Genomic DNA, 22,078 nt, shown 5'->3' with positions numbered 1-22,078 from the left:
CAAGGTTTTCGCGCTCACCCGAGCTCGACAACCATGATTTCCGGCGGCGAACCGAAACGAACCGGCGCAATCGAGCAGCCAAGTCCGCCGGAAACGCAAAGATGCCGCCCGCCCTCGACGACATGGCCATAGGCGTAGCGGTTGCCATAAGCGGAGGGCACCATGGGCGAATAGCCGAAAAGCCGCACCTGCCCGCCATGCGTATGACCCGACAGCGTCAACGTAACCCGGGAGGGCACCTTCGGAAAGATATCCGGCTCATGCGCCATGAGGAGAACGGGCGCGTCATCCGTCGCCTGCGCCAGTGTTCCCGGAAGATCATCCAGCCCGACGAAACCGGCGCGCTTCCACTGGCGGCTCGGCCGCAGCGCGATCTGGTCTTCCAGCCCGGCAAGCCAGAATGCGCCCGTCGCCGTCTCGATTCGCGCCGCCCGGTTGGAATAGACTGCGATACCCGCGTCGCGAAGCAGGCGGTGGCTGAATGTTTCCCCGCCTCCAGCCGCCTGCGCTTGCGGATCGTCCCACCAGTCATGGTTTCCAAGCACCGCATGCACGCCAAGCGGGGCCTCCAGGACAGACAGCGCAGCAACCCAATCAGCCGGCGGCACCTTGCCCCAGACGGCACGCATACTGGAAAGATAGTCCCCGAGCAGCAGGACGATATCGCCGCCAAGCGTGTTGGCGTGTTCGCAGATACCGCGAATACGGCTGGCGCTCATCCACGGCTCGCAGGCATGGATATCGGCGAGTGCGACGATCCGCAGTTTTTGATCCGCCGGCCAGCCGGGCGGCGTCAGCCGATAGGTCGTGGTGCGCAGCCGCAGCATCGGCTCGACGCCGACCGCATAGGCCGAAGAGGCGAAGCCCGCGGCGATGAAGCCTCCAAAAGCCTTCAGCAAACCGCGGCGTGTGATCACTCAATCGTCCTCGGAAAACAGCCTGAACTGCGTCGCCTCCAGATCTTTCGGTGGCGTCAGTCCCATATGTTTCCAGGCATTTACGGTCAAAACACGGCCGCGCGGCGTGCGCTGGATAAAACCCTGCTGGATCATGTAGGGCTCGATGATGTCCTCGATCGCATCGCGCGGCTCGGAAAGCCCCGCTGCGATCGTCTCGATGCCGACAGGCCCGCCGCCGAAATTGTGCGCGATCATCGAGAGATAGCGCCGGTCGAGCTGGTCGAGGCCCATATTGTCGACGAGAAGCCGCGTCAGCGCCTCGTCGGCAATCTTTTGCGTCACCGCCTCGGCTCTTGCCACTTCGGCGAAATCGCGCACGCGGCGCAGAAGGCGGCCGGCAATGCGCGGCGTGCCCCGCGCCCGGCGGGCGATTTCGCGCGCACCCTCGTCCGTCATACCGAGGCCCATCAGCCGCGCACCACGGCGCACGATCAGTTCCAGTTCCTCGGCCGTATAAAAATTGAGCCGTACCGGAATGCCGAATCGGTCGCGCAGCGGCGTCGTCAGGAGGCCGAGGCGCGTGGTGGCAGCGACCAGGGTGAACTTCGACAGGTCGATCTTCACCGAACGCGCCGCCGGGCCTTCGCCGATGATCAGGTCGAGCTGAAAATCCTCCATGGCCGGATAGAGGATTTCCTCGACGGCCGGGTTGAGGCGGTGGATTTCGTCGATGAAGAGGACGTCGCGCTCTTCAAGGTTGGTCAAAAGCGCCGCAAGGTCGCCGGCCTTCGCGATGACGGGGCCGGACGTCGAGCGGAAATTGACGCCGAGCTCCTTGGCCATGATCTGCGCCAGCGTCGTCTTGCCGAGGCCGGGCGGGCCGACGAACAGCACATGGTCGAGCGCCTCGCCGCGGTTCTTCGCCGCCTCGATGAAGATCTTGAGGTTCGCCCGCGCCTCCGCCTGGCCGGTGAAATCGTCCAGCGTCTGCGGCCGCAAGGCCGTATCGATGTCCTCGCCGCGCTTTTCCGGCGAAAGCAGTCTGTTCTCGTCGCTCATCGCGCCCTAATCCCATTGTCCACGGCCGAAGGCAACCGCGTCACCGCGACAATTCCTTGAGGCCGAGGCGGATGAGCTTGGCGCTGTCGGCCCCCTCCCCGCCGTTCTTCAGCGCCGCAGCGACGGCGTTGGCCGCCTGGTCGCGCGAATAGCCGAGATTGGTGAGCGCCGAGACGGCATCGGAAACCGGCGCGGAGGCCACGCCTTCACCCAGCTCCTGCTTGAGCCCGATCGAGGCGGACGCCTCCCCGGCAAAGGCCGGCGCCTTGTTGCGCAGCTCCGTCATGATGCGCACCGCGACCTTCGGTCCGACGCCCGGCGCGCGCGACACCGCCGTCTTGTCCTGAAGCGCGATGGCGTTCGCCAGTTCCCCCGGTGTCAGTGTCGACAGCACGGCCAGCGCCACCTTGGAGCCGACGCCCTGCACGCTCTGCAACAGCCGGAACCATTCCCGCTCCAGTGCCGTCAGGAAGCCGAACAGCTTGAGCTGGTCTTCCCGCACATAGGTCTCGATGAACAGCACCGCCGCCTCGCCGCTTGAACCGAGCTTGCCGAGCGTACGTGCCGAACAGAAAGCGACGTAACCGACGCCGTGCACGTCGAGCACCACATAGTCCTCGCCGATCTCGTCGATTGTGCCCTTGAGTTTGCCGATCATGAAAGAATCCGTCAGGGATGGGTTTCGGGGGAGATGATGTCGAGCGCGGGAAAATAGCTGCGATAGCGCGCGGCGTCGCGGGTGAGCAGGCGGTGGGAACGCACCGCAGCATGGGCGCCGACGAGAAAGTCCGGAAGCGTTCGCTCGCGCAGCCCGCCGGCCCGGCGATAGGCATAGTGCGCCTTGCCGGCGGCGAAGGCCGCTTCATAGGATAAAGCCTCGCGCCGCATGCGCAGCCAGCCGAAGGCGAGATTCAGTTCCAGTTCACTCAGCGACGAGGTCGCAAGCTCCGACCATACGACAGGATTGAGAACCAGTTCCCCCTGCTCCAGGCATCGCTTCAGGGCGGCGAAGGACCAGCGCCGCTGCGGCCGGTCCGGCCCCAACATGTCGATAAGGACGTTGGTATCAACGACGGTCGAGGTCATCACGCGGTCCTCGCAGCCATTCGAAATATTCGTCCGGCGTCATGCCATCCAGATTCCACGTTCCCTGAACGCTGGCCGCCCAGGCATCGAAATCATCGAAGTCCGGCTTGCCGTCGCCCACCTTGACGAGCATTACGCCCTCATCGGACACGACGAAATCCACCTCCGAACCGGGCTCAATGGCGAGCCGATCACGGATTGGCTTGGGGATCGTCACCTGGCCTTTTTCCGTCACGCGCATGGTAATACCTCTGCGGTATTACTTATTGGCCAAACCGGAACAAGTCAAGAACAAATCAGCCGGCGAGCTTGGCGAGGCGGCCGGAGAGGCCCTGGCGGTTGTGGGCGTGGCAGATGGCGATGGCGAGGGCATCAGCAGCGTCGTTGCCGGTGAAGGTCGCTTTCGGCATCAGCACCTTCAGCATCATGTGGATCTGCTGCTTTTCGCCGTGGCCGACGCCGATGACAGCCTTCTTCACCGCATTCGGCGCATATTCGGCAACGCGCAAGCCGGCGCGGGCCGGCACGAGCATGGCGATGCCGCGCGCCTGGCCGAGCTTCAGCGTCGCAGTCGCGTCCTTGTTGACGAAGGTCTGCTCCACGGCGGCCTCGTGCGGCTGATAGCTGTGCACCACCGCGCTGAGACCGTCGTGCAACTGGCAGAGGCGGGAGGCGAGATCCATGTCTCCATCGGAGGTGACGGTGCCGGACGCGACGAAGCGCAACGAATTGCCGAGCGTCTCGATGACACCCCAGCCGGTGCGGCGAAGCCCCGGATCGATGCCGATGATGCGAATCGTTTCCTGCATGACGAAACCCTAATGCCCACGGGCGGACCCTGCCAGCGAAATGTGAACAAAACAAAAACAGAGCGGCAATTCCACGCGACACTGCGAAAACCCCGAACCCATCGCTTGGATTTCACGAAACTGAACCTACATGGGAGCACAATCAAATCTGCTCACAAAGAGGCCGCGGCCATGGTGCCCTTCTCCATCCTCGATCTTTCCCCGGTCATCGAAGGCGGCACCGTCGCCCAGTCGCTCGAAAATTCCCGGCGCCTTGCGCAGGAAGCCGAGGCACTCGGTTACAAGCGCTTCTGGCTCGCCGAACACCACGGCATGCGTGGCATTGCCAGCGCCGCCACCTCGCTCGTCATCCAGCACGTCGCGGCGGGCACGGAGAAAATCCGCGTCGGCTCCGGCGGCATCATGCTGCCGAACCATTCACCGCTCGTCATCGCCGAGCAGTTCGGCACGCTTGCCGCGCTTTTTCCCGACCGGATCGATCTCGGCCTCGGCCGCGCGCCGGGCACCGACATGCGCACCGCGCAGGCGCTGCGCCGCAATCTCGACAGCGCCGCCAACAATTTCCCGCAGGACGTCGTCGAACTGATGCAGCTGATGGGGCCTGTCAGCCCCGAGCAGAAGATCATCGCCATTCCTGGTGCGGGAAGCAACGTGCCGGTCTGGCTGCTTGGCTCCAGCCACTACTCGGCGCATCTCGCAGGCATGCTGGGCCTGCCCTTCGCCTTCGCCTCGCATTTCGCACCGGACATGCTGCTGACGGCGCTGGAAATCTATCGCGACCGCTTCGAGCCTTCGCAGTACTTGGACAAACCCCATGCCATGGTGGGCGTGATGGGTGCTGCGGCCGATACGGATGCGGAGGCGGACTATCTCTTCACCTCGATGCAGCAGTCCTTCGTGCGCCTGCGCCGCGGCACGCCCGGCGCCTTCCCGGCACCGGTCGACGACATGGATCCGCACTGGAGCGAGAACGAGCGCATCAATGTCGAGCACACGCTGCAATATGCCGTCGTCGGCGGACCGGAAAAGATCAAGCGCCGCATCGCCGACTTCCTGTCGATCACCAAGGCCGACGAACTGATCGTCTCGATGCCGATCCATGACATGGAGGCCCGGCTGAATTCCGTGCGGCTGTTTGCCCGGGCACAACAGGCGCTGGCGGAAGCGGCATAGCGGAAAAAGCCACCTTGAAGCGCCCCGGCCTTCAGGCTGCCGGCAAATCCGCCCCGTCTCTTCCGCATCATGGCTCCTCGGCCCAAAACCGAGAGTGACAAAGGCGGGCGGGCAGGTTTACCGACAAACAAAAAGCCGGGCCCCTGCGGCGCCCGGCCTTTTTCACTGGCGTCGTCGATCAGGCCGAAAGCTTGGCCATCACTTCGTCGGAAACCTCGAAGTTCGAATAGACGTTCTGCACGTCGTCATCGTCTTCCAGCGTGTCGATCAGCTTCATCAGCGACTGCGCCTTTTCCTCATCGACCGGCACGGTGTTCTGGGCCTTCCAGATCGCCTTGACCGTCTCGGCTTCGCCGAGCTTGTCTTCCAGCGCCTTGGAAACGTCGCCGATATCCTCGAAACCGCAGATGATCGTGTGGCCGTCCTCGTCGGTCGTCACATCCTCGGCGCCGGCCTCGATGGCAGCTTCCATGACGGCGTCGGCATCGCCGACCGAGAGCTTGTAGGTGATCTCACCGACGCGGTCGAAAGAGAAGGAGACCGAACCGGTTTCGCCGAGCGCCCCGCCGGCCTTGGAAAAGGTCGAACGGACGGAGGAAGCGGTGCGGTTGCGGTTGTCGGTCAGCGCCTCGACGATGACGGCAACGCCGCCCGGGCCGTAACCCTCGTAGCGGACTTCCTCGTAGTTCTCGCTATCCGCGCCGGAGGCCTTCTTGACGGCGCGCTCGATATTGTCCTTCGGCATGGACTGCGCCTTGGCGTTCTGGATCGCCAGGCGCAGGCGGGCGTTCATCGACGGGTCAGGCAGACCCGTCTTTGCCGCGACCGTGATTTCACGGGCAAGCTTGGAGAACATTTTCGACCGCACGGCATCCTGCCGACCCTTGCGGTGCATGATATTCTTGAACTGTGAATGGCCAGCCATGGCACCCCTGTCTCATCTGTTCGGCGCCCGTTTCTTTGGTCGCCGGCGGTGTGCGGGGCGTGTCGCCGCGGTAAAGCGTCGCCCTGCCGCCCCGATTTTCGGAATGCCGCCTTATAATTTCATTGCTGGCGCACGTCCAGCAGTCCCGCAAACAAAGCGGTGGCCCGCATCAGTCGGCACGCAGACGTGCCCGGCTCAACAGGAAGGAGTGGCCATCCGTGCGCTCGCAGGTCAGCCCCGTGCGCTCCGAATAGCAGGTAAAGGGGCCGGCCGACCATGTTTCACCATAGGCGATGGTCCTGTCGCCGCCGCAACATCCCTGGTCGCCTACATTGGTAAGCACCACCGCCTTGCCACTTCGACCAAGCGTTGCGCGCACATATTTCGGCTCCACGCGGTCGCAGGAGAGTTCGGGACCGCCATCGGCCGGCTGATAGGTCTCCGTGCCGCCCTCGGGAATGTAGATGCAGCCGATATTGCCTGAGGGCATGACGAAACTTTCGGCGACGCCGAAAGAGCGCGTCGGAAGCTTTTCAACCGGCGGGGTGACGATCTCCCGCGGCTGGCCGGACTCCGCACCGGGGCCACCCGGCGTCGGCGCGCTGCTTGCGAAGGCAAGAGCGGAGGAAAGCAGGACGGCGGGCACGGCAAGAAGGAAACGCATGAAAAGCTCCGGGCATCAGACGCCGGAGAGAATATGAATCGTCGGCCGCTTGGGCAAGTTGCGGATCGAAACCGTGATCGTCGCGTCGTCATCGGTCACGGCATCAAAGCCCTCGCCGAACATGGAAAGGAACTGGCTGATCGGCGGCCCACGGCGATGCATCGGCAGGATCAGCGCCGAGCGCAGGCGCTGCACGACACGGCTCATGCTCTCGGCCCCCATGGTCAGCCCGCCATCGACTGGCACCATCAGCACGTCGAGCCGGCCGATTTCGGCATATTGTTTCTCGGTCAATTCGTGGTGCAGGTGGCCGAGATGGCCGATGCACAGGCCCGCCACCTCGAAGATGAAGATGGAATTACCGTTCGGCTCCATCGCCCCGCCCCAGCCGCGGATATCCGTCGGCACGTTGCGGATATAGGTATCTCCCGCCACGACGTCATGATCGGCCCCCTTTTCCGAACCATCGAGCCAGCCGTGCAGTACATATTCGATGCCCGGCTCCGGGGTCAGCGTGTAGTGGCTGGAATGGGCCTTGTTCATCGTGACCACGGTCGGCAGCGCCGGCGGCTTGTACCAGCCGTTATAGTCCGTCGCGATCTTCACGCCGGCCGGCGTCTCGATGAAGAAGGTCGAGTGGCCGACATAGGTGATGCGCACCTCCTCGTTCGCCTTGGCCTGCACCTTGAGGGCCGCGCCGCCCGAAAAGCTGGCAAAGGTGACGGAGGGCAACGAGCGCGCGATCATCTGGCACTGGCTGACGGGCGCTTCCGCCTGCGCGAGTGAAACCCGCGGAGCGGCAAAAACCGCGGCGGCGGCGAGGATCAACGGAATGAGCAGGAGATGCGGCATCGGCGGCTCCGTTCATTGGTCGGCGCGACTATGCGCCCGCGAGGCGGGCGGGTCGAGATTGCGCGGCCGGCCGGCCGATCACAATCCGTTGAGCCATCTCGCGCGGAACCTTGCACGCCGCCTCACGTTCTCCATCCATCAATCCAACGATTGCGAGGAGCAGCCATGTCCAACCTCACCAAGGCACGCGAGAACCCGAAGGAACAGCTTTTCGACGAGATCGACAGGATCCATGCCGGCATGCTGGGCGTCGACGGCAGCCATATGCACATGCAGCCGATGGCCCCGCAGCTCGACCGCCAGAGCGCGACGATCTGGTTCTTCACCAAGACCGACGCCGAGATCGTCGAGGCCATTTCGCCCGGCACGCGCGCCCATTTCTGCGTCGTCGGCAAGGACCACGACTACCATGCCTGCCTCGCAGGCCGGATTTCCGTACGCAAGGATCCCATCAAGATCGACGAATACTGGAGTTCCGTCGTCGAGGCGTGGTTCGACCACGGCAAGAACGATCCGAAACTCACCCTGCTGGCGCTGGAAATCGAGGACGCGGAAGTCTGGGCCTCGACCGGCAGCAAGCTGAAATTCGGCTGGGAAATCGCCAAGGCCAACTTCAACCCCGACGAGGAACCCGACGTCGGCGTGAAGGCGCATCTCAACTTTTCAAACGGCTCGGCCGATCACCTGCGCCACATGATCTGAGACTCGGCCGGCGTTCGAGATCAGGCCCAGAAATCCGGCAGCGTTTCGGCAAGGCGCGGGCCGAGGCGAAGCGGGGCGATCTTTTCGGCAAGGCCGGTGCGGTCGGAAATCTCGACCGCCAGGCCGCAGATGGTCGCCGGGCCGGACGCCGCCTCGAAGCGGCCTTTCGGCATTTTGGAGATGAAGCGGTTGAGCGGCTCCTCCTTCTCCATGCCGAGGGAGGAATCGTAGTCGCCGCACATGCCGGCATCCGACATATAGCCGGTGCCGCCATTGAGGATCTGGCAATCGGCGGTCGGCACATGGGTGTGCGTGCCGACGACGACGCTGGCACGACCATCGACGAAGTGGCCAAAGCACTGCTTCTCGCTGGTCGCCTCCGCATGGAAATCGAAGATCACGGCATCGGCCTGCTCGCCGAGCGGGCAGGAGGCGAGGATCGTCTCGCCGGCGGTGAAGGGGTCGTCGAGTTCGGGGTGCATGAAGACCCGGCCCATGATGTTGGCGACCAGCACGCGCGCGCCGTTCCGCGCGATGAAGAGGTTCGCGCCGCGGCCGGGCGTGCCGGCGGGGTAGTTGGCGGGGCGCAGGAACTGGTCGTGCCGGCTGGCGAAGGTCACCGCCTCCTTCTGGTCCCAGACGTGGTTGCCGGTCGTCACCACGTCGGCGCCGGCGTTGATCGTCTCAAGGAAGATGTCTTCCGTGATGCCAAAGCCGCCCGCCGCGTTCTCCCCGTTGACGACCACGAAATCCAGCTTGAGATCGCTGATCAGCCCCGGCAGGCGCTGCCAGACGGCCGTCCGCCCGGTCTTGCCCACCATGTCGCCGAGAAAGAGAAAACGCATCGAAGAACCTTACGAAACCTGTTGGAACAAACGAAGGCCGCTTTCGGTGAGGATCGCGTCCAGCGCGACGTCATGCGGCTCCGCGGGTACTGATGCCACTTCCTGGCAATCGAAAGCAATGCCGATCAGTCTCGGCACACGGCCTTTTGCCTTGAGGCGATCAATGGCCCGGTCGTAGTGGCCGGCGCCATAGCCGATGCGGTGGCCTGCCCGATCGAAGGCGGAGAGCGGCACGAGAAGGATATCGGGATCCAGTGCCGCCGCCTCCGGGCCCGGCCCGATCGTGCCGAATCCGGTCTTGATGACGGGCGCACCGACGACCAGCTCCCGGAAGATGATCGTCTCCCGGTCGAGCACGACGGGTAGGCAAAGCCGCGCCCCGCGCGTGCGAAGATGCGCCATCAGCGGGCGGATATCGGCCTCCGAGCGGATCGGCCAGAAGCCCGAGATGACCGTGCCGGGTTCAAACTCGATACGGTCGCCCGCAAGCTCCGCCATGGCGAGACTGCCTTCGATGCGCGCTTCGGGCGCCATTCCATCGCGCAGCGCCAGTCGCTCGTTGCGGATCGCCGCCTTGTGTTCCTTGGGTGTCACTGTCGTCTCCAGCCGTGCTGCCGTGGCTTATCAGCTAGCAGCGCCGGAAGGCAAATCCCCATCCCGTTGCGACGACGGGAGGTCGCAGAATCTGTGCCGCAACGGGACAAAGAGGTAAAAAACCGCCCCGGCCCGTTAAGCATTGGAACAGCTTGTGCTTTCGGCAGCAGGCTTCAGCGGTTAAGCGGGGCGCATGTCATCGGAAAATGATCTTTCCCCCCTCCCCGAGCTGACCGAGATCGAAAAGCGGTGCCTCGAACTTGCCGCCAACGGCAGGACGCCGGCCGATATCGTGCTCGAAACCGACATCGCCATGGCGCGCGTGACGGACGCCATGCACAGCGCGATCGAAAAGCTCGGCGCCCGCAACATCACGGGCGCGATCACCCGTGCCGCCCGCCTCAGGCTGATCTAGAGCATTTCCGCTTTGTCCGACGCCGAGCCGATCCCGCTTCGGCTGGCAATGCTCTAGGCGGCGGCAGAGGCCTCTGCCAGCCGCAGCATGGCAAGCGCCGCGCCCTCGTCCGTTATCAGCGTGTTGCAGCCGACGCGGCGGATGGTGGCACGGATCGCCGGGGCGCGGTGCGCCCCGCCCGAGACGAGCACGATGTGGCGCGCTTTCTTCACCGTGTCGAGATCGATCGACATGACCCGATGGCGGATCGGATGGTCGATCGTGTGGCCCTCCGCATCGAGGAAATTGCACATCGTATCGCAGACGCAGCCGGCCGCGATCAGCTCTTCCAGCTCGTGCCGGGCAATGAAATCTCGCGAGAGCGAACTGGAACGTGGGCCGATGTCGCCGCAACTGACAACCGCGATATCCATGTTCTCCGCCAGTTCGAACAACGTCTTCAGGCCGCATTTCTCAATGAGGCTGCGCTTGGTTTCCCGCGAATCAACGAGCAGCGGCGCCAGGAACAGGTAGCATTCCGCCCCGAGCTGGCTGGCAAGCCGCCAAGTATATTCGATCGGGTTGATGTGGTGCGCCTCGACGACGCCGCCGAGCAGCGAGACGACCTTCACCCGCTCCCGCCGCACCGGGCGAAAACTGGCGAGCGAGGCGGTGAGCGTGCGCCCCCAGCCGACGCCGACGGTGCAATCATCCGGAATCGCCTCCGTCAGGAACTGGCCGAGCGCAAGACCGACGCCCTTGGCCGTCGCCTCCGCGCTGTCGGCCGCCGGCACCACCACCGCCTCGTCGAGCCCATAGGCCTTCTCCAGCCGCACGGCGAGCTCGACGCAATCGGCAACACCCTCGTTGATCCAGATCTGCACCTCCGAGCGCTTCAGCGCTTCATCCAGCATGCGGATGACCGTGGTGCGGCTGACGCCGATCTTTTCCGCCACATCCTTCTGGGTGAGGCCCTGGTTGTAATAGAGCCAGGCCGCCCGGAGGCGCAGTGCCGCCGATTCCGAATAGGCCGTGTGTGTGTCGCGCCGGAGCCTTGCCACGTCGCCTCCATCCTTGTCTGCAATGTCTGGGCGCACCATAACACGGGAAACAAAAAATGCGACATATGTTCAGAAGATTGATCAAAAGTGCTTGACTTTTTCCCGAGGAAACGATGATAGTCCGCCTCATATCGGCTGGCGGCACTCCGTCGGCAGATTGGTTGTGCCAGCCCGCGCGGTGACTGAAACAGGAAGCACAGTTGCCGGGCGCGCTTTCACAGGGAACATGGAGGAGGGCCTGGCGTTCGAGCCGAACGCGGCCCAGCAACAACCATTCGGGATATCGGATATGACGTCCAAGCTTGAACAACTCCGCGCGATGACGACCGTCGTGGCAGATACCGGCGACATCGAAGCCGTGCGCCGCCTGAAGCCGGTCGATTGCACCACCAACCCCACGATCGTCCTGAAGGCGCTCGGCACGCCCATGTTTGCCGACACCGTCGCGGAGGCCATCCGCTGGGGCCAGTCGCAGGGCGGCAACCGCGAGGGCGTCGTCTCGGCCGTGGCCGATCGTCTCGCCATCTCCGTCGGCGCAGCCCTTGCCGAACTCGTGCCCGGCCGCGTCTCGACGGAAGTCGACGCCGATCTCTCGTTCGACACCGAAGCCTCCATCGCCAAGGGCCGCGAGATCATCAAGGCCTACGAGGCACGCGGCATCGCCCGCGACCGCATCCTCATCAAGCTCGCCTCCACCTGGGAAGGCATCCGCGCCGCGGAAGTCCTCCAGAAGGACGGTATCGACTGCAACCTGACGCTGCTCTTCAACAAGGCCCAGGCCATCGCCTGCGCCGATGCCGGCGTCTTCCTCATCTCGCCCTTCGTCGGCCGCATCCTCGACTGGCACGTCAAGGCATCCGGCAAGACCTTCACGGCGGAAGAAGATCCGGGCGTTCTCTCGGTCCGCGCCATCTACGACTACTACAAGTCGAACGGCATCGACACGATCGTCATGGGCGCCTCCTTCCGCAACACCGGCGAGATCGAAGCCCTGGCCGGCTGCGACCGCCTGACGATCAGCCCGGCCCTGCTCGAGGAACTCGATGCGGCCGAAGGCACGCTGGAGCGCAAGCTCTCGCCGGAAAAGGTCGCCAAGGTTTCGCCGATCAAGCTCGACGAAAAGGCCTTCCGCTGGATGCTGAACGAAGACGCCATGGCCACCGAAAAGCTCTCCGAAGGCATCCGCGCCTTCGCCAAGGATCTCGGGAGCCTCCGCGCCATGATCGACAAGGAACTGAAAGCGGCGGCGTAAAGGCTTGCCACAGACACCAAGTACGAAGGCCGCCCTTGAGGCGGCCTTTTGTATGAATCTCATCTCGTAAACATAAACGCAAAAAACTTCGCGAGAAGGAGACAGGGACCTGAAGTGCCGGCTGTCATCCCCGCCTTCGCGCGCGGAGAATGTTCAATCCAACCGCTCCCGCTATAAACAGAAGGCCTACAGGGACGCCGTACTTGTAAAAGCCGGCCGCGGACGCCGTGTAAAACACGAGGAGTCCGATGACAAAATACAGCGCCTGAATAATCCTCAATTCGTCCACCCGACGTTCAACGGCGCTCACGCAAATGCTTGATGGCAATCCGTATGCCTTCGCCAAGCATCCACATCGCGAGCAGGCCCAAAAGCGCCGTCAGCAAGTAAAAGAAGAACGGCTTATCAATCTCAGTCACGACCGAGTGTTTAAGCGCTATCCTGCCCGACACGAAGGCGCGTATCGCGAGACCCGCTGCGAACATCCCGCCAGCCATCGCGATTGCGACAAACAACCAAACAGCACGATCTGTTAAAGGACGCTCCTCGTTCATCGTGATCAATCCATGATTGTCGTTTTGATCACGGATTACAGCGAAAATTTAAGGAGCGCCTAGCCGAAGATCCAGGAAGGTTTTCAATTTCAACAATCGATAGCGGGCACGCGGCTAAGCGTCCCCCGGAAATCATGCATATCTCATGGCGAAAGCCATGCATTCAGCAGAAATGACTGAAATGTAAAATAAAAAGTGCGATCCACGACGACCGATGGAGATTTACGATCCTGGGTGCCTACAAACGTAGGTGGGCACCGTGTGACCAAGCCCACGGGCCGGGTCAGGGACAGCTCCCTTTGGATCGAGTATGGCCCCAGGGATTGTGGTTCCTGTCGGGAAGCGCAGATCGCCTCCGCTATATAGGCGCAAAGCGGCCGCTTCGCCAGTGGCAATTGTTTAGGTTCAGTTGACCGGCGGCTTGCCTGAGAGTTTGGCCGCCATGCCCTGGATCTGGCTCGTCAGTTCGCCGAGCGCCTGGGCGATGGCGTCTTCGCTGCGCGAGACCTCGCTCATCACGCCTTCTCGCCCCTTGCGCAGATCCTCCGTCTCCGCTTCCAGCTTGCTCAGCCGGCGCTTGACGTCGTTGAGCTCGTCCATGACCATGATACCGGCCATGACGGTCAGGCGCAGGTCGCCGATCTCGCCGAACTGGCTCTTCAGGTGCCCGACATACTGATCGAAGCCGGAGGCGAGCTCTTCAAGATGCGCCTCCTGGCCCTCTTCGCAGGCCATGCGATAGGCCTTGCCATCGATCTGTACGGTTACCTGTGCCATGCGGGATTTCCTGACTGATTATCGATCGAGCACGGCCCGGATGGTTTCCATGGCCGTGACGAGCCGCCGGGAGACCTCGCGGTTGACCTCCTCCAGGCGGTTTGCACGGAATTCGGACTGGTCGAGCTCCTGGGCGAGCCGCGAGCGATCGGCATTGACACGCCGCACCTCGCCTTCGACCTCTCCATGGTCGCGTTCGCGGTCGAAGCGCATGTCGAGCGCATTGTCGAGGCTGAGTATCGCTCTGCGAAGCTCCTCGATCGCCGCTCTGACTGTTTCCCCGTTCGTCATAAAGCCTTCACCGGCACTCTCAAAAAACACGAATCGCCGCCGCCAGCGCCGGTTCTCTCCCATTGACAGTATTCAACTGCGGGCACGAGCGTCAACAGCACGGCCATCGCGGCGGGAAAGCCGCTGTGGATCAGCATCGCGGCGGGTTGCGCAAGGTGCCCGATACAGCCCCGTTGCCGCGGCAAAAAAGCCGCCGGAATCCCCCCGCAAAGGCCGGAAAAACCGCCGAATTCGTTGACTCCGACGGCTTACCTGCTATGTGTCACCCGCTTCCTAACCGATGCCGGAAACGGCACCGGCCCTGACACCCCGAAGAATACGGAACAGTCATGATCTCTCGCGAAAAACACGACCGGATGGCGAACGCAATTCGCTTCCTTTCCATGGATGCCGTGGAAAAGGCGAACTCGGGTCACCCCGGCCTGCCTATGGGCGCAGCAGACATCGCAACGGTTCTTTTCACCCGCTTTCTCTCCTTCGATCCGAAGACCCCGTCCTGGCCGAACCGCGACCGTTTCGTGCTGTCGGCCGGCCACGGCTCGATGCTCCTCTACTCGCTGCTTTATTTGACGGGCTACGAGGACATCACGATCGACGAGATCAAGAATTTCCGCCAGCTCGGCGCCAAGACGGCCGGCCACCCGGAATACGGCCATGCCGCCGGCATCGAGACGACCACCGGTCCGCTCGGCCAGGGCATCGCCAATGCCGTCGGCATGGCGCTTGCCGAGCGCAAGCTGCGCGACGAGTTCGGCTCCGACCTCATCGAACACTATACCTACGTTCTCGCAGGTGACGGCTGCCTCATGGAGGGGATCAGCCAGGAAGCAATCTCGCTCGCCGGCCACCTGAAGCTGAACAAGCTGATCGTGTTCTGGGACGACAACAACATCTCCATCGACGGCCCGATCTCGATCGCCGACTCGACCGACCAGCACGCCCGCTTCCGCGCCAGCGGCTGGAACACGATCGCTGTCGACGGTCATGATCCGGATGCGATCGCCGCGGCGATCGAAGTGGCTCAGAAATCCGACAAGCCGACCATGCTCGCCTGCAAGACGACGATCGGCTTCGGCGCCCCGAACAAGGCCGGTACGCACAAGGTGCACGGTTCGCCGCTCGGCGCGGACGAAATCGCCGCCGCCCGCAAGGCACTGAACTGGGAATCGGAAGCCTTCGTCGTTCCTTCCGACGTGCTTGACGCCTGGCGCCTTGCCGGCCTTCGCTCTGCCAAGACCCACAAGGAATGGGACGCGCGCCTCGAAAAGACGGACGCCGAGAAGAAGGCACAGTTCGTCCGCCGCTTTGCCGGCGATCTCGAGAGCAGCCTGGATTCGGCCATCTCCGCCTACAAGAAGAAGCTTGCCGAAACCAAGCCGAACCCGGCGACCCGAAAGGCTTCGGAAGACGCGCTCGAGGTCATCAACGGCGTTCTCAACGAAACGATCGGCGGCTCGGCCGACCTCACCGGCTCGAACAACACCAAGACGAGCCAGACCAAGTCGATCACCCCGACGGACTTCTCCGGCCGCTACATCCACTACGGTGTGCGCGAGCACGGCATGGCGGCAGCCATGAACGGCATGGCGCTGCATGGCGGCCTCATCCCGTATTCCGGCGGCTTCCTGATCTTCTCGGACTACTGCCGTCCCTCGATCCGCCTTGCCGCCCTGATGGGCATCCGCGTCATCCACGTCCTGACGCACGATTCCATCGGCCTTGGCGAAGACGGCCCGACGCACCAGCCGGTCGAGCATATGGCGGCCCTGCGCGCCATCCCGAACCTGCTCGTCTTCCGCCCGGCCGATGCCACGGAAACGGCCGAGTGCTGGCAGCTTGCCCTCGAAAGCCACAACCGCCCGTCCGCCATCGCGCTGACCCGCCAGAACCTGATGCCGGTCCGTCTGGAGTATGAGGAAGAAAACCTCTGCGCCCGCGGCGCCTACGATCTCGTCTCGGCCAGCGATGCCCAGGTGACGCTCTTCGCCTCCGGCTCGGAAATCGAGATCGCGGTCAAGGCGCAGCAGGCGCTGTCGGCCAAGGGCGTTTCGACCCGCGTCGTCTCGGTTCCCTGCTTCGAGCTCTTCGCCGAGCAGCCGGAAGCCTACCAGCAGGCGGTCATCGGCAATTCGCCGGTCAAGATCGCCATCGAGGCCGGCATCCGCCAGGGCTGGGATCACTTCATCGGTTCGGACGGCCTCTTCGTCGGCATGTCCTCCTTCGGCGCATCCGGTCCCTACAAGGACCTTTACAAGCACTTCGGCATCACGCCGGAGGCCGTTGTCGCCGCCGCGGAAGCCAAGCTCGCCTGAGTGCGTAGGGCGCGACCTGTCGCGCCCTCCCCCGCCAAACGTTTTATTGATAGGGAGAGACCCCACATGACTGTGAAAGTTGCCATCAACGGCTTTGGCCGCATCGGCCGTAACGTTCTGCGCGCAATCGTCGAATCCGGCCGCACCGACATCGAAGTCGTTGCCGTCAACGACCTCGGCCCGGTCGAGACCAACGCGCATCTCGTTCGTTACGATTCCGTGCACGGCAAGTTCCCGGGCACCGTTACCGTTTCCGGCGACACGATCGACGTCGGCCGCGGCCCGATCCGCGTCACCGCGATCCGCGATCCGAAGGAACTGCCCTGGGGCGACGTCGACATCGCGCTGGAATGCACCGGCCTGTTCACGACGAAGGAAAAGGCCGGCGCGCATCTCGCCAACGGCTCCAAGCGCGTCATCGTCTCCGCACCGTGCGACAATGCCGACAAGACGATCGTCTACGGCGTCAACCACAACACGCTGACGAAAGACGACCTCGTCATCTCGAACGCGTCCTGCACGACGAACTGCCTGGCGCCCGTCGCCTATATTCTCGACAAGGCCTTCGGCATCGAGAAGGGCTACATGACGACGATCCACTCCTACACGGGTGACCAGCCGACGCTCGACACCATGCACAAGGACCTGTACCGCGCCCGCGCCGCAGCCCTGTCCATGATCCCGACCTCGACGGGTGCCGCCAAGGCCGTCGGCCTCGTTCTGCCGCAGCTCGCCGGCAAGCTCGACGGCTCGGCGATCCGCGTACCGACCCCGAACGTCTCGGTCGTCGACCTGAAGTTCGTGCCGTCGCGCAACGTCACGGCTGACGAAGTCAACGCCGCCATCAAGGCCGCCGCCGAAGGCGAACTGAAGGGCATCCTCGACTACGTCACCGGCCCGCTCGTCTCGATCGACTTCAACCACGACAGCCATTCCTCGAACTTCGCTGCCGACCAGACCAAGGTCCTCGACGGCAACCTCGTGCGTATCCTGTCCTGGTACGACAACGAGTGGGGCTTCTCGAACCGCATGTCCGACACGGCCGTTGCCCTCGGCAAGCTGATCTAAGCAGAAACGCAAAACACCCGGGCAGCGATGCCCGGGTGTTTTTTCATGACCAGACACCAGACTTCCGGAGCGGCCCCATGACCTTCAAGACCCTCGACAACCTCACCGATATCGCCGGCAAGCGCGTGCTCGTCCGCGTCGATCTCAACGTGCCCGTCAAGGACGGCAAGGTCACCGATGCAACCCGCATCGAACGCGTCGCCCCGACCATCCGCGAACTCTCGGAAAAGGGCGCGAAGGTCATCCTGCTCGCCCATTTCGGCCGCCCGAAGGGTGAGGTCGTCGCCGACATGTCGCTTGAACAGATCCTGCCCGCCGTCAACGACGTTCTCGGCAGAAAGGTCGGCTTTGCCGCCGATTGCATCGGCGAGCCGGCCGCCACCGCCATCGCCGCCCTGCCGAACGGCGATATCCTGCTTCTCGAAAACACCCGTTTCCACAAGGGTGAGGAGAAGAACAGCCCGGACTTCACCGCGGCTCTGGCTGCCAGTGGCGACATCTACGTCAACGACGCCTTCTCCGCCGCCCATCGCGCCCATTCCTCGACCGAGGGCCTTGCGCATCTGCTGCCCGCCTATGCCGGCCGCACCATGCAGGCCGAGCTGGAAGCGCTGGAAAAGGGCCTCGGCAATCCGGCCCGCCCTGTCGTCGCCATCGTCGGCGGCGCCAAGGTCTCCACCAAGATCGACCTCCTCATGAACCTTGTGAAGAAGGTCGACGCGCTGGTCATCGGCGGTGGCATGGCGAACACATTCCTCGCCGCCCGGGGCACCAATGTCGGCAAGTCGCTCTGCGAGCACGACCTTGCCGATACCGCCAAGCAGATCATGATCGAGGCTGCGACCGCAACCTGCGCCATCGTTCTGCCGGAAGACGGTGTCGTCGCCCGCGAGTTCAAGGCCAATGCCGAGAACGAAGTGGTCGATGTCAACGCCATTCCGGCCGACGCCATGATGCTCGATGTCGGTCCGAAGACGATCGAGGCAGTCAACGCCTGGATCTCGCGCGCTTCGACGCTCGTCTGGAACGGCCCGCTCGGCGCCTTCGAAATCGCGCCCTTCGACACCGCGACGGTGGCTGCTGCCAAACATGCCGCCGCACGCACCAAGGAAGGCGCACTCGTCTCTGTCGCTGGTGGTGGTGATACGGTCGCGGCCCTCAACCATGCCGGCGTTGCCGACGATTTCACCTATGTCTCGACCGCCGGCGGCGCCTTCCTCGAATGGATGGAAGGCAAGCCGCTGCCGGGCGTCGATATCCTGCGCCAACAGAAATAATGCCAAAGCCCTTGCGCTTGGCGGTGGATCGCCTACATTCCTGACATCGTCAACGTTCAGAAAGGAAGGTGATCCAATGTCTAATGAGATTTCGGTCTTGGCTTCGGGCATGGGAATTGTGGTGAACGCAACGAGGCAGCCCTCGTTCTGATCACGCCTTCCTTCGGGTCCAAAGACCCGGGTCCACGCCGGACCAAACCTCATGGGGGCCACCTTCGGGTGGCCCTTTTGCGTTTCCGAGACGGCGCTGCCGCGCCGAACCGCAACGAAGGAGTGGTTTGCGGCCCTTTGACCTCGATCTGCCGGGCCTTTCCGGCAACGGCCTTGTCTTACGGACGGACCAGCACGGTCAGCATCATCAGGGCGATGGCGACGACGGCGATCTTCCAGAAATCCGCACGGCGTTTCAGCCCCGGCAGGCCGAGAGGCCGGATGAGATGCAGCAGCATGACGGCAAGCAGCAGGGCGGGAAGGATTTTCGACATGACGGCCTTTCTCCCCCCTTCCTGTCACACCTCAGACACTTTTCCAAGCGATCAGCACGAGACCTGAAATTCGTACGCCCACGTGCTTTGCATCTGGCAATCGCGGACAGGTGCGCTATTCCTTACCCATTGGCGAAACTCACGAAAACCTCATGCGAAAAAACCTCATATCCGTCTTCGCGCTTCTCATGGGCACGCTGTTCCTCTTTCTCGGGAACGGCCTGCACGGCCTGCTTCTGCCGATGCGCGGCGCCTTCGAAGGGTATGAGACGACGATGCTCGGCCTGCTGGGTACGTCCTGGGCCTCGGGTTTCGTTCTTGGCTGCCTTCTCGCCCCGACCGTCGTCAAGCGCATCGGCCATGTCCGTGCCTTTTCCGGTTTCGCCTCGCTGATCGCCATCATCGCGCTTCTGACGGGCATGCTGGTCGATCCGTTCTGGTGGATCGCGCTGCGCGCCGTCACCGGCTTCTCGATCGCCGGCACCTCGATGATCATCGAAAGCTGGCTGAACGAGCGCGCGACCAATGAAAGTCGCGGCCTGATCTTCTCGCTCTACATCGCCATCACCCTCGTCGGCACCGTCGGCGGCCAGATGACCGTGGCGCTGGGCGACGTGACGACCCCCCTGCTCTTCATGTTCGCCGGTATCCTCTATTGCCTTGCCATGCTGCCGACGACGCTCTCCACAGCCGCCTCGCCGCAGCCGCTAAAGCAGGTCAGGCTCGACATCCCCGCGCTCTACCGCACCTCGCCGGTCGCCAGCGTCGGCATCGTGCTGATCGGCATCGCCAACGGCGCCTTCGGCACGCTCGGCGCGGTCTTCGGCGCCAATGCAGGCCTCTCGCCCAGCACGATCGCCATCATGATGAGTGTCGCCATCTTCGCCGGCGCCGTGATGCAGCTGCCCGCCGGCCGCCTGTCCGACCGCGTCGACCGGCGCATCGTGCTCGCGGCGCTGTCCGCCATCGCCGCCGCGGCGGGTCTGTCGCTCTTCGTCTTCCAGCCCGCCTCGGTCACCATGCTTCTGGTGCTGACGGCGCTCTATGGCGCCATGGCAAACGCGCTCTACCCGATCGCCGTCTCGCACGCCAACGACTTCGCCAGCCCGGAAGACTTCGTCAAGGTCTCCGGCGGTCTGCTGCTGCTCTATGGCGTCGGCACGATCATCGGCCCGACGATCGGCGGTCCGATCATGTCGGCGGTCGGCCCCTATGCGCTCTTCATGGTCACCTGCTGGGCGCATATCCTGATCACCGCCTACGCCATCTTCCGCAGCCGGCGCCGCGCCGCAAAGCCGGCCGAGATGCGCGAGAACTACACGACCCTCAATCCCGGCACGCTCACCACGCCGGAAAGCCTTCAGCTTTCGCCGCGCGCCCTCGCCCAGCCACAGGCCGCCGACGAGCAACAGGAGGAGCGACCCGCATGACCTTTTTCGAAGACGACCGCCCGGCAAGGAAGATCGCCCACGAGATCGGCAGCGACCTCGCGCTGCTGTCCGTCGACGAGCTTTCCGCCCGCATCGACCTGCTGCGCGCGGAAATCGAACGGCTGGAGGCCGAAAAGCTGAAGAAGGGCGCCAGCCGATCGGCCGCGGAAAATCTGTTCCGGTAGGCGCGTCGGACTGCCGCAGCCTTGCCGAAAAGGCACAGACACAAGCAAACCGGCAATAGAGTTAACCGGCCATTAAGCCTTCCCTGTTATTACTTGAACATCCGGTCCTTCCGGGTTCAGACATTTTCACCCTTCGGGGTTCGGTCTGATTTTTCTCCCTGTTTTACCTTGAGAGCCGCTTTCCGCGGCTCTTTTTTTGTCTGCCGCGCCCACAAAAGGAACCTGTCCCGAAAGAATTGTGGAGATTAACCCTTTCTTAAGAATACCCTTGCGCGAATTAGGTTATGGGATCATCCTCACGACATAGACCGGCCGATTGGAACACCACGGGCCGACCTTCCGTTACCTGCATGTGATGCGTTCAACAGGGATGAAACCATGTCCGAAAGAGGATTGAATACCGTCAGCTTCGCTGGCCACGTTGCGTCGTCGGCGCAATTCAAGTCCCTGTACGCCGAAGGCATGGGTCTGGTCGAGGAGACCGCGAGCTATCTCGATGGCGTCGGCCGCCAGGCTTCCAAGGTGCTGCCCCGCATGGCCTCCGTGCTTTATGCGGCAGAGTCGATGCGCCTCACCACCCGCCTGATGCAGATGGCCTCCTGGCTGCTCCTGCAGCGCGCCGTCAACAATGGCGAGATGAGCCGCGACCAGGTGCTTTCGGAAAAGAACAAGGTCCGCCTCGACAGCTTCAACGTCGACAAGACCGCACCCGGCTGGAACGACCTGCCGGAAGCCTTCCGCGACCTCATCGAGCGCTCGCTGCGCCTGCAGAACCGCATCGCCCTGCTCGACCGCGAGATCTATCGCCCGCAGGAGGTCCAGACCTTCGCACCCGACAACCAGAACAGCGTGCAGGCCCAGATCAACCTGCTGCAGACGGCCTTCGGCAACAACTGAGCGACAGGCCAGATGTGACGATGGAGACCCGGCTCAGGCCGGGTTTTTTGTTGCACGGACCGCCCTCGCCTGCCCGCCGGGATCATCTCCTCCCAAAACGCAAAAAACCCGGCCGAAGCCGGGTTTTTCAAATTCGTCCGAAGCAGGCGGATTAGAGGCCGAGGCCTTCGAAGCGCTTCTTGAACTTGGAGACGCGGCCGCCGCGGTCCATGAGCTGCTGGTTGCCGCCGGTCCAGGCCGGGTGCGACTTCGGGTCGATTTCGAGGTTCATCGTTGCGCCTTCCGAACCCCAGGTCGAGCGGGTTTCGTACTCGGTGCCGTCGGTCATCACAACCTTGATGGTGTGGTATGCGGGATGGATATCAGCCTTCATGACAACTTTCCTGCCTGTTCCGGGGGCCAATTGTCGCAACGGATTGCGACAGCGGGGCCAAAGACGTAAATGAAGCCGCGGTCGGTCGGACCTACGGCTTCCCAATTCGATGGC

General features: G+C 63.3%; 27 protein-coding genes and 1 other RNA gene. 10 read left to right on the top strand and 18 right to left on the bottom strand.

What is annotated here, in order from left to right:
* Positions 1-14: 14 nt before the first annotated feature.
* Genes P9A16_RS01920 through ruvC form a run of 6 tightly spaced genes read right to left on the bottom strand, consistent with a single transcriptional unit; the run spans position 15 to position 3,853 of the window.
* Positions 15-917: a metallophosphoesterase gene (locus P9A16_RS01920; RefSeq protein WP_023512181.1), complete on the bottom strand. Its 903-nt coding sequence runs from the start codon at positions 915-917 to the stop codon at positions 15-17.
* A complete protein-coding gene (ruvB, locus tag P9A16_RS01915; RefSeq protein WP_023512182.1) occupies positions 918-1,958 on the bottom strand; it encodes a Holliday junction branch migration DNA helicase RuvB in 1,041 nt (346 codons plus the stop codon).
* A gap of 40 nt (positions 1,959-1,998) precedes the next feature.
* Positions 1,999-2,616, bottom strand: coding sequence for a Holliday junction branch migration protein RuvA (gene ruvA / locus P9A16_RS01910; RefSeq protein ID WP_023512183.1), 618 nt, complete (start codon positions 2,614-2,616; stop codon positions 1,999-2,001).
* A gap of 11 nt (positions 2,617-2,627) precedes the next feature.
* A complete protein-coding gene (locus P9A16_RS01905) occupies positions 2,628-3,044 on the bottom strand; it encodes a type II toxin-antitoxin system VapC family toxin (RefSeq protein ID WP_023512184.1) in 417 nt (138 codons plus the stop codon).
* A complete protein-coding gene (locus tag P9A16_RS01900) occupies positions 3,025-3,285 on the bottom strand; it encodes an AbrB/MazE/SpoVT family DNA-binding domain-containing protein (protein WP_023512185.1) in 261 nt (86 codons plus the stop codon). The genes P9A16_RS01905 and P9A16_RS01900 overlap by 20 nt, the downstream gene beginning before the upstream one ends.
* 55 nt (positions 3,286-3,340) lie before the next feature.
* A complete protein-coding gene (gene ruvC / locus P9A16_RS01895; RefSeq protein ID WP_023512186.1) occupies positions 3,341-3,853 on the bottom strand; it encodes a crossover junction endodeoxyribonuclease RuvC in 513 nt (170 codons plus the stop codon).
* Positions 3,854-4,024: 171 nt separating this feature from the next.
* Between ruvC and P9A16_RS01890 the strand changes: the two genes are divergently transcribed.
* Positions 4,025-5,026: an LLM class flavin-dependent oxidoreductase gene (locus P9A16_RS01890; RefSeq protein ID WP_023512187.1), complete on the top strand. Its 1,002-nt coding sequence runs from the start codon at positions 4,025-4,027 to the stop codon at positions 5,024-5,026.
* Positions 5,027-5,204: 178 nt separating this feature from the next.
* On the opposite strand, the gene P9A16_RS01885 is transcribed toward P9A16_RS01890, so the two are convergent.
* From P9A16_RS01885 to P9A16_RS01875, 3 genes are all read right to left on the bottom strand, one after another.
* Positions 5,205-5,951, bottom strand: a complete 747-nt coding sequence (locus P9A16_RS01885; protein ID WP_023512188.1) for a YebC/PmpR family DNA-binding transcriptional regulator — start codon at positions 5,949-5,951, stop codon at positions 5,205-5,207.
* Positions 5,952-6,120: 169 nt separating this feature from the next.
* On the bottom strand, positions 6,121-6,615 hold the full coding sequence (locus tag P9A16_RS01880; protein ID WP_023512189.1) for a hypothetical protein: 495 nt from the start codon (positions 6,613-6,615) through the stop codon (positions 6,121-6,123).
* A gap of 15 nt (positions 6,616-6,630) precedes the next feature.
* A complete protein-coding gene (locus P9A16_RS01875) occupies positions 6,631-7,467 on the bottom strand; it encodes an MBL fold metallo-hydrolase (protein ID WP_023512190.1) in 837 nt (278 codons plus the stop codon).
* 165 nt (positions 7,468-7,632) lie between these two features.
* Here P9A16_RS01875 and P9A16_RS01870 point away from each other — a divergent pair, with 165 nt between their 5' ends.
* Entirely contained in the window at positions 7,633-8,169 is a 537-nt protein-coding gene (locus tag P9A16_RS01870) for a pyridoxamine 5'-phosphate oxidase family protein (protein ID WP_023512191.1), read from the top strand.
* A gap of 20 nt (positions 8,170-8,189) precedes the next feature.
* On the opposite strand, the gene P9A16_RS01865 is transcribed toward P9A16_RS01870, so the two are convergent.
* Positions 8,190-9,014 (bottom strand): TIGR00282 family metallophosphoesterase, encoded by an 825-nt coding sequence (locus tag P9A16_RS01865; RefSeq protein ID WP_023512192.1) that lies wholly within the window; start codon positions 9,012-9,014, stop codon positions 8,190-8,192.
* Between the two features lie 9 nt (positions 9,015-9,023).
* Positions 9,024-9,608 carry a 5-formyltetrahydrofolate cyclo-ligase gene (locus P9A16_RS01860; RefSeq protein WP_023512193.1) on the bottom strand — a complete coding sequence of 195 codons (585 nt, stop codon included), beginning with the start codon at positions 9,606-9,608 and terminating at the stop codon, positions 9,024-9,026.
* Positions 9,609-9,801: 193 nt separating this feature from the next.
* Between P9A16_RS01860 and P9A16_RS01855 the strand changes: the two genes are divergently transcribed.
* Positions 9,802-10,023, top strand: coding sequence for an ATP-dependent transcriptional regulator (locus tag P9A16_RS01855; protein ID WP_023512194.1), 222 nt, complete (start codon positions 9,802-9,804; stop codon positions 10,021-10,023).
* Positions 10,024-10,076: 53 nt separating this feature from the next.
* Here the strand turns inward: P9A16_RS01855 and P9A16_RS01850 are convergent, their stop codons facing one another.
* Positions 10,077-11,063, bottom strand: coding sequence for a sugar-binding transcriptional regulator (locus P9A16_RS01850; protein WP_023512195.1), 987 nt, complete (start codon positions 11,061-11,063; stop codon positions 10,077-10,079).
* 289 nt (positions 11,064-11,352) lie between these two features.
* Between P9A16_RS01850 and tal the strand changes: the two genes are divergently transcribed.
* Entirely contained in the window at positions 11,353-12,315 is a 963-nt protein-coding gene (gene tal / locus P9A16_RS01845; RefSeq protein WP_023512196.1) for a transaldolase, read from the top strand.
* Positions 12,316-12,611: 296 nt separating this feature from the next.
* Here tal and P9A16_RS01840 read toward each other — a convergent pair whose 3' ends face one another.
* The 4 genes from P9A16_RS01840 to P9A16_RS01825 all read right to left on the bottom strand — a co-directional run bounded on the left by P9A16_RS01840 (position 12,612) and on the right by P9A16_RS01825 (position 13,937).
* Positions 12,612-12,869, bottom strand: a complete 258-nt coding sequence (locus P9A16_RS01840) for a hypothetical protein (RefSeq protein ID WP_024271175.1) — start codon at positions 12,867-12,869, stop codon at positions 12,612-12,614.
* A gap of 195 nt (positions 12,870-13,064) precedes the next feature.
* A non-coding RNA gene (ssrS, locus tag P9A16_RS01835) (6S RNA) lies at positions 13,065-13,223 on the bottom strand.
* A 51-nt stretch (positions 13,224-13,274) separates the two neighbouring features.
* Complete coding sequence (locus P9A16_RS01830; protein ID WP_023514645.1) at positions 13,275-13,646, bottom strand: cell division protein ZapA; 372 nt, start codon at positions 13,644-13,646, stop codon at positions 13,275-13,277.
* A gap of 18 nt (positions 13,647-13,664) precedes the next feature.
* On the bottom strand, positions 13,665-13,937 hold the full coding sequence (locus tag P9A16_RS01825; RefSeq protein WP_037408596.1) for a DUF4164 domain-containing protein: 273 nt from the start codon (positions 13,935-13,937) through the stop codon (positions 13,665-13,667).
* 329 nt (positions 13,938-14,266) lie between these two features.
* On the opposite strand from P9A16_RS01825, the gene tkt reads away from it, so the two are divergent.
* The 3 genes from tkt (at position 14,267) to P9A16_RS01810 (ending at position 18,594) form a co-directional block, all read left to right on the top strand.
* Positions 14,267-16,249, top strand: a complete 1,983-nt coding sequence (gene tkt / locus P9A16_RS01820; protein WP_023514643.1) for a transketolase — start codon at positions 14,267-14,269, stop codon at positions 16,247-16,249.
* A 66-nt stretch (positions 16,250-16,315) separates the two neighbouring features.
* Positions 16,316-17,317: a type I glyceraldehyde-3-phosphate dehydrogenase gene (gene gap / locus P9A16_RS01815; protein WP_023514642.1), complete on the top strand. Its 1,002-nt coding sequence runs from the start codon at positions 16,316-16,318 to the stop codon at positions 17,315-17,317.
* A gap of 77 nt (positions 17,318-17,394) precedes the next feature.
* On the top strand, positions 17,395-18,594 hold the full coding sequence (locus P9A16_RS01810; RefSeq protein WP_023514641.1) for a phosphoglycerate kinase: 1,200 nt from the start codon (positions 17,395-17,397) through the stop codon (positions 18,592-18,594).
* Between the two features lie 329 nt (positions 18,595-18,923).
* Here the strand turns inward: P9A16_RS01810 and P9A16_RS01805 are convergent, their stop codons facing one another.
* Positions 18,924-19,079: a hypothetical protein gene (locus tag P9A16_RS01805; RefSeq protein WP_024271176.1), complete on the bottom strand. Its 156-nt coding sequence runs from the start codon at positions 19,077-19,079 to the stop codon at positions 18,924-18,926.
* Positions 19,080-19,231: 152 nt separating this feature from the next.
* Here P9A16_RS01805 and P9A16_RS01800 point away from each other — a divergent pair, with 152 nt between their 5' ends.
* The 3 genes from P9A16_RS01800 to rcdA all read left to right on the top strand — a co-directional run bounded on the left by P9A16_RS01800 (position 19,232) and on the right by rcdA (position 21,591).
* Positions 19,232-20,509: an MFS transporter gene (locus tag P9A16_RS01800; RefSeq protein WP_024271177.1), complete on the top strand. Its 1,278-nt coding sequence runs from the start codon at positions 19,232-19,234 to the stop codon at positions 20,507-20,509.
* Entirely contained in the window at positions 20,506-20,694 is a 189-nt protein-coding gene (locus tag P9A16_RS01795; protein WP_024271178.1) for a DUF1192 domain-containing protein, read from the top strand. Before P9A16_RS01800 ends, P9A16_RS01795 begins: the two co-directional genes overlap by 4 nt.
* Positions 20,695-21,072: 378 nt before the next feature.
* A complete protein-coding gene (rcdA, locus tag P9A16_RS01790; protein WP_023516321.1) occupies positions 21,073-21,591 on the top strand; it encodes a protease adaptor protein RcdA in 519 nt (172 codons plus the stop codon).
* Between the two features lie 151 nt (positions 21,592-21,742).
* Here rcdA and rpmE read toward each other — a convergent pair whose 3' ends face one another.
* Entirely contained in the window at positions 21,743-21,964 is a 222-nt protein-coding gene (gene rpmE / locus P9A16_RS01785; protein WP_023516320.1) for a 50S ribosomal protein L31, read from the bottom strand.
* Positions 21,965-22,078: the final 114 nt, after the last annotated feature.

The organism is Shinella sp. 838 (assembly GCF_029623935.1).
Lineage (GTDB): Bacteria > Pseudomonadota > Alphaproteobacteria > Rhizobiales > Rhizobiaceae > Shinella.
The sequence above is the reverse complement of the archived record's forward strand: the minus strand, read 5'-3'. Positions and strand labels throughout refer to the sequence as shown.